6 protein-coding genes are annotated in these 6,330 nt (G+C 60.7%); 3 read left to right on the top strand and 3 right to left on the bottom strand.

Annotation, left to right across the window (positions count from 1 at the left end):
• Positions 1 to 222 precede the first annotated feature (222 nt).
• Together KVT38_RS24485 and KVT38_RS24480 are read left to right on the top strand one after the other, a co-directional pair.
• Complete coding sequence (locus KVT38_RS24485; protein WP_217596368.1) at positions 223 to 1,140, top strand: AraC family transcriptional regulator; 918 nt, start codon at positions 223 to 225, stop codon at positions 1,138 to 1,140.
• A gap of 558 nt (positions 1,141 to 1,698) precedes the next feature.
• Complete coding sequence (locus KVT38_RS24480) at positions 1,699 to 2,115, top strand: pyridoxamine 5'-phosphate oxidase family protein (protein ID WP_217596367.1); 417 nt, start codon at positions 1,699 to 1,701, stop codon at positions 2,113 to 2,115.
• 247 nt (positions 2,116 to 2,362) lie between these two features.
• Here KVT38_RS24480 and KVT38_RS24475 read toward each other — a convergent pair whose 3' ends face one another.
• The gene (locus tag KVT38_RS24475; RefSeq protein ID WP_217596374.1) at positions 2,363 to 2,923 is read right to left on the bottom strand and encodes an NUDIX hydrolase; all 561 of its coding nucleotides are present in this window, start codon (positions 2,921 to 2,923) and stop codon (positions 2,363 to 2,365) included.
• Between the two features lie 2 nt (positions 2,924 to 2,925).
• The gene (locus KVT38_RS24470; RefSeq protein WP_217596366.1) at positions 2,926 to 3,723 is read right to left on the bottom strand and encodes a Cof-type HAD-IIB family hydrolase; all 798 of its coding nucleotides are present in this window, start codon (positions 3,721 to 3,723) and stop codon (positions 2,926 to 2,928) included.
• 173 nt (positions 3,724 to 3,896) lie between these two features.
• On the opposite strand from KVT38_RS24470, the gene KVT38_RS24465 reads away from it, so the two are divergent.
• Positions 3,897 to 5,474, top strand: a complete 1,578-nt coding sequence (locus KVT38_RS24465) for an MDR family MFS transporter (RefSeq protein WP_217596365.1) — start codon at positions 3,897 to 3,899, stop codon at positions 5,472 to 5,474.
• 168 nt (positions 5,475 to 5,642) lie between these two features.
• On the opposite strand, the gene KVT38_RS24460 is transcribed toward KVT38_RS24465, so the two are convergent.
• Positions 5,643 to 6,218, bottom strand: coding sequence for a 5' nucleotidase, NT5C type (locus KVT38_RS24460; protein WP_217596364.1), 576 nt, complete (start codon positions 6,216 to 6,218; stop codon positions 5,643 to 5,645).
• Positions 6,219 to 6,330: the final 112 nt, after the last annotated feature.

The raw sequence follows: 6,330 nt of genomic DNA, 5'->3' as shown, positions 1-6,330 counted from the left end.
CGTATGTCTTCTTATCCTTCATTGTAGCTGGACGACCGATCAAGAAAAGGGTTGATACTGCCATCAAGTCGGTGTATCCTGCCATAATGGGAAGATGGGATGTTTGCGCAGGTTTGCCGAGGTGTGCGGAGGTGTGGAGGTGTGGAGGTGTCATCGACTCTTCTGCTGCAGGGAATGGGTCCAGCCGGCGCAAGTTCGATATCGGGGGGAGTGGCACACGCGATGATTAAGCGCAGAATCGAAGTTACGCCGTCGCATCTCTTTTTCGACGGAGGGCTGCCCTTCCATATCAATCGCGTTTCCGAATCGTACGAGCTTAGCTACCATGCCCACGAGTTTACGGAGATCTGCTACGTCGGCGAAGGCGAAGGGCATCAATATATTGGAGAAGAGCGGCTGCGCGTGCGCCGCGGAGACCTTTTTACGCTGCCGCTTGGCGCTTCGCATGTGTTCCGTCCAAGCTCGGCGAGCGCGGGCAAGCCGCTTGTCGTTTACAATTTTATTTTCGAGGCCGAACGTATGGCCGAAGCGCTTCGCGGCTTCCCGGGACTGGAACGGCTTGAGCATGCGCTGGCTTGCCTGGACCTTGCGCCGGGAGACGGCGGCGGCTGGCGGAAGTTGCAGGACCGGACCGGCGCCTTCGATGCCTTTTTCTCGACGGCCTACTCGGAGTTCGTCGGGCGGCGAACAGGCTACGAGACTCGTATCTATGCGCTGTTCGTCGTGCTGCTGACGGAGATCGAACGGAGGCTTGCGGACGAGCGGGAAGACGCACGTGCGGGACATGCGGGATATGCGGGCGGTATCGAGGACGCGCTTGCCTTCATCCGCGCCTCTCTGGCCTCGCCGATCACGGCTGCGCAGGCAGCTGAAGCGGCCGGTATGAGCGAGCGGCATTTTTACCGGCTGTTCGCCAAAGCGACCGGGCTCGCCTTCAGCCCGTACGTCCAGCGGCTGCGGATCGAACGAAGCTGCGAACTGCTGCGGCACACGCGGTTGTCCGTTCAGGAGATCGCGGAGACGGTGGGCTATCAGGACAGGGGCCACTTCCTGGATGTGTTCAAAAAAATCACGGGGCTTGCGCCCCGTGCGTATCGTTCTTCCTATGAGAGGCTTGCCGGCGAGGGGGAGCGCGGGTGAAGTGTGTTGCGGGCGAGCGAGCGGGATTTCCGGCAGCAATTCGAGCCGGATGAGCCGCGCATCTGGCGCCGCAGGGGGCGAGCAGGGCTGAGCAGCAGCGGAGTTAGGCGATTTTATCGCACATCTCAAGCTGAATGGCCCAGAAGCGGCAGAGTTATGCGATTTTATCGCACATCTCGCGCCGAAAGGCCGAGCAGCGGCCGAATTATGCGATTCTATCGCACATCTCGCGCCGAAAGGCCGAGCAGCGGCCGAGTTATGCGATTCTATCGCACATCTCGCGCCGAATGGCCGAGCAGCGGCCGAGTTATGCGATTCTATCGCACATCTCATGCCGAAGGGCCGAGCCGCAGCCAAGTTATGCGATTTTATCGCACATCTCCGCCGAAGAGCCGAGCATCGGGGCTCAACCGCATCCTGCGGCCTCCGCTCGCGGCACAAACTGAATGTCGCGGCCGCGGCCGAAGTCCGGCTTCGCGAGGGAGATCGCTCGGTTGGTTGGCGATTCCAAGTTCAGGGTACGATAATCGAGACCAATTTTGAAGGGAGCTGATCCGCATGAGCGATCTGGAAAAGAAGCTGACAGAGGCGATAGGAAAATATAAGTTCGGGGCGTTCGCGACCGCCCACGACGGCCAGCCTTCGCTGCGATATATGAGAGTGTTCAACGACGGCCTGACGATCCTGCTGGCGACCCACCGCGACACGCACAAAGTCGACGAGCTCGAGGCGAATCCGAAGGCGTCCTTACTGCTCGGCCTCGAAGGCCGACTATGGCCGGGCGAGATCGTCGAAGTACAGGGCGAGGTCGCGATCTCGACGGACGAGGAGCTGAAGTCGGACGTGTGGAAAGGCTACTTCGAAAAGTGGCTCGACGGCCCGCATGATCCCGACTACGTGATCCTGAAGCTCATACCGACGCTCGTTCTGTACACGGAAAAAGACGGGGAGCAGCAGGCTTGGCGCCCGTCATAACACACATTGCATTTCAAAAAAGCAGCTCGGGCGTCAGAAACGACGATCCCGATGCTGCTTTTTTTGATGTACCCACTCTGGCGAGTAATAGCGGCATAAAAGTTACTTATCGCTGCGTGAAACCCCACTCTGGCGTGCAATAGCGGCACAAAAGTTACGTATATCTGCGCGGCCCCACTCCGGCGTGCAATAGCGGCCCAGAGGTTACTTATGGCAGGACGACTACATATTTCGGCCCGACCGCCGCTTATATGCGAAACAATCCGTACCCCGGCAGCGGCACGATTGGCGCTTGGTCGACGGCGAGGCCTGCGGAACCGCCGCGCTTTAACGCGACGTCGACGAGCCAGCGCGTGAACGGCGCGACGTTCATCGTCTCCATGTCCGCCAGCGAGTAGAAACCCGCCGCGTCCACCTCCACGCCGTCCGGCACCGCTTCGCCGCCGGCGTACGTCATCGAGAAGGCGACGTACAGGTTGTGCACGGCTCTCGGCTGATCCCGCAGCGCCGCCACACCCGTCACGACCGCCTCGATACCGGTCTCCTCCAGCACCTCGCGCCGCACCGTCTCGTCGATCTGCTCCAGCTGCTCCGCGTAACCGCCCGGATTCGTCCAGTACCCTTTGCCCGGCTCCTGCGCCCTGCGCACGAGCAGAATCTTGCCGTCGCGCTCCACGAGCGCGCCGACGCCGATGCTGTAATTGCCCCAATGCACGAAGCTGCATGCGGTGCAGGCGCGCCGCGGCGTGCCGTCGACGTCGCGCGTCTCCATGGGGGACCCGCACGACGAGCAAAACTTCACTTCCAAGCTCACACCGCCGCCTCCTTGCCGTCAGGAATGCATTTCGCATAGACCAGCCCTTGACGGATGCCGCCCTCGTCCGCGCGCGCCGTCACATAGTCCGCATGCGCCAGCAGCTCGGGATGGCTGTTGCCCATTGCAATACCGAGGCCGACGAGCTCGAGCATCTCCTTGTCGTTCAAGCCGTCACCGAAGGCGATCGCTTCTTCGGCCGGAATGCCGAGCGCGTCCAGCATCGCCTGAATGCCCTCGGCCTTGGAGCCGGTATGCGGCAGCACGTCCAGCGCGTTCGGATGCCAGCGGATGAACCGCAGGCCCGGCAGCTCCGGCAAGTAGGCAGCTTCCTCGCCTTCCGTGCAGTGAAGGAACACCTGATAAATGCCCTCTCCCCGCCAAAAATCGGCATTGAACCCGGGCCGCTCCACGCGAAGAGAATCGACGGCTTTCCAGACGCCGTCGTCGTTCTCATAGTTCGTATGGTAGGCCGCCTTGCCCTCGAATACGAGCGGATGCCCTGCGCGTCCCGAGAGCTCGACGAGCTTTTCCAGGTCCACGATCGGAATTCGCCTCTCGTACAGCTCCTTCCCCTTATACACGACATAGCCGCCGTTCAGGCTGACGAACGACTCGATGTCGAGCTCCTCCAGCAGCCATTTGAAAAAGTACGGAGCGCGTCCGGTCGCGATAACCGGCTCGATCCCGTTCGCCTTCAACTCCGCGATCGCGAGGCGCGTATCCTCCGGAATGCGCTTCTCCTCGTCCACCAACGTTCCGTCGATATCGAAAAACACGATTTTGTAGCTCATGCCAGCTCCCCATCCTGTCGTCTGTCTATTTCGAAACCATTCCTCTTATCATCTAACAAAATCGTCCCTGCGTAAACGGAAATCTCGCGAATACTGACAGACTGTTGTCAAGGACGCTCCCATACAATGAATACAGACAGCAAGAACGAACAGAACTAAACCAGCGCAAAGGAATGATTCGAGTGGTACGAACAACGCAAAACACCGGCATCGTGATCGCAGGGCTCCTGCTCTCCATCCTGATGGCCTCGATGGACAACTCCATCACCGCGACGGCCATGGGCTCCATCATCGGAGAGCTCGGCGGTCTCGACAAATTCGTATGGGTAACGTCGGCCTACATGGTCGCGGAAATGGCGGGCATGCCGATTTTCGGCAAACTGTCGGATATGTACGGGCGCAAGCGCTTCTTCGTTTTCGGCATCGTCTGCTTCATGATCGGCTCGGCCCTGTGCGGCACGGCGGATTCGATCCTGCAGCTCAGCCTGTTCCGGGCCGTTCAGGGAATCGGAGCGGGCGCGCTCGTGCCGATCGCGTTCACCATCATGTTCGACGCCGTGCCGCCGGAGAGCCGGGGCAAGCTGGGCGGCCTGTTCGGCGCGGTATTCGGCCTCTCCAGCATCTTTGGACCGCTGCTCGGCGCCTATATCACGGATCATATCGGGTGGAACTGGATCTTCTACATCAACCTGCCGCTCGGACTGATCGCATTCGCCATGATCGCCTTCTTCTATAAAGAGTCGGCGCAGCACGAACGACAAGTCATCGACTGGACCGGCGCGGCCGCGCTCGTCGGCACAATCGTCTGTCTCGTGTTCGCCATGGAGCTCGGCGGCAAGACGTTCGCCTGGGACTCCGCGGAAATTATCGGCTTGTTCGCGGGAGCCGCCGCGCTCGCGCTGCTGTTCGTATGGGCGGAACGGCGCGCAGTAGAGCCCATCATCTCGTTTGCGATGTTCCGCAGCAGACTGTACGCGACGAGCAATGCGCTCGCCATGCTGAGTGGCGCCGCCTTCATTACCGCGTCGGTTTACATCCCCATCTACATGCAAGGCGTATTGGGCGGCTCTGCCACCAACTCGGGCATGGTGCTGCTCCCGATGATGCTGGGCACGGTCGTGACCGCGACGCCCGGCGGCAGCCTGCTCAACAAGCTGTCCTACCGCACGATCCTTATTCCGAACGTCGTCATTCTCGTCGCCGGCATCGCGCTGCTGACGACGCTGACGTCGGATACGCCGCGCTGGATCGTCACGGTATATATGGTGCTCGTCGGTCTCGGCGTCGGCGCGACCTTCTCCGTGCTGGGCAACGCCGCTATTCACGCCCTGCCGGCGAACAAGCGAGGCTCCGCCAGCTCGACGCTAAACTTCCTGCGCTCGCTGGGCATGACGCTCGGCATCACGGTGTTCGGCATCATCCAAAGCCACGCGATGGCCCGCAAGCTGTCGGATGCGCTGGGCGGAGGCAGCGACGCAGCCGCGAACGAAGGCGCAGGCGGAAATGCCGGAACCGACGGCCTCGGCGGGCTTAACCTGAGCGACCCGCATGCGCTGATGGAGCCCGCTGCGCGCTCGCATATTCCGCACGACCTGCTGGCCAAGGTCACCGACGGCCTCTCGTCCTCCATTTCGGCCACCTTTATGTGGAGTCTGATCCCGGCCGTACTGGCGCTCGCCGCCGCGCTCCTCATGAGCCGCGAACGCATGGATCCGGCTGCGGAGGCGGAAGCTTACGCGGCGCAGCACTAAACGGAGCCGCAGCTTCGCCTGCGGCCCACTCCAACTATCAACCGTCGTTCATACTTGCCCGCCGTAATGCCCGCAACCCCGCCAACTATCGATCGTCGTTCATACTTGACCACCATGTTGCCCGCAGCCTCACCAACTATCGACAGTCGTTCATACTTGGCCCGGCAGCTACTTAGGCGGAACAATGCTTAAAAGTTTATATAACTCGTCCCACGATACGACACGTGGCAGCGTTACATGCCGGTTGTACGGTTGGTCGCGCACGTAAACTTGCATACGTAGTCCGGCTAGTGTATCCAGCACGACAGGCTTGTCGTCGAAATAGTAGTCGAGGGCGAGCTCCCGGATCACGTGAATTTTTTCCGCGTCGCCCATGCCGCAGTAGAATCTGCCCGGACGCACGGGGAACCCCGCCGCCGTCAGCCATTCAAGCGTCTTATCGCAATATCCCTGCGCCCGCGCGGTAATGTAATAAATCTCGTGCCCCAGCCGGTCCAGCTCGTTCAGCGCCTCGACGGCGCCCGGATAGGGCGGGCAATCGCTGAAGTAGATCTGTTCGCGAAGCTCGCCCCACATCTGCCTGCCTTCTTCCGCATTCAGTCCGAACGCCTCGTGAATGGGGATGCAGTTCAGCTCGCGCATGCGCGCGATGTCGACCTGCGTACCCAGCTTCCGGTTGTATAAATGAAAAGCGTGCTCGCGCAGATTGATCAGCGTGTCGTCGATATCGAAGCCGAGTTTCATCAGGTTCTCCTTGGTATCGTGAGTGTCCGCTTATTGTACCAAATCCGGGTGAATCGTTCTAATTGCGCCAGATCCGATCGAAAAGCCCCGGCCTCTTCCGGCCGGGGCATTC

The organism is Cohnella sp. GbtcB17 (assembly GCF_019091135.1).
Classification (GTDB): domain Bacteria; phylum Bacillota; class Bacilli; order Paenibacillales; family Paenibacillaceae; genus Cohnella.
This window is presented reverse-complemented; position numbering and strand designations above follow the sequence as displayed.

Excerpts from the sequence above, each read along its gene's own strand:
- KVT38_RS24485 (WP_217596368.1), top strand. The coding sequence starts at position 223 with ATGATTAAGCGCAGAATCGAAGTTACGCCGTCGCATCTCTTTTTCGAC.
- KVT38_RS24480 (WP_217596367.1), top strand. The coding sequence starts at position 1,699 with ATGAGCGATCTGGAAAAGAAGCTGACAGAGGCGATAGGAAAATATAAG.
- KVT38_RS24470 (WP_217596366.1), bottom strand. The coding sequence starts at position 3,723 with ATGAGCTACAAAATCGTGTTTTTCGATATCGACGGAACGTTGGTGGAC.
- KVT38_RS24465 (WP_217596365.1), top strand. The coding sequence starts at position 3,897 with ATGATTCGAGTGGTACGAACAACGCAAAACACCGGCATCGTGATCGCA.
- KVT38_RS24460 (WP_217596364.1), bottom strand. The coding sequence starts at position 6,218 with ATGAAACTCGGCTTCGATATCGACGACACGCTGATCAATCTGCGCGAG.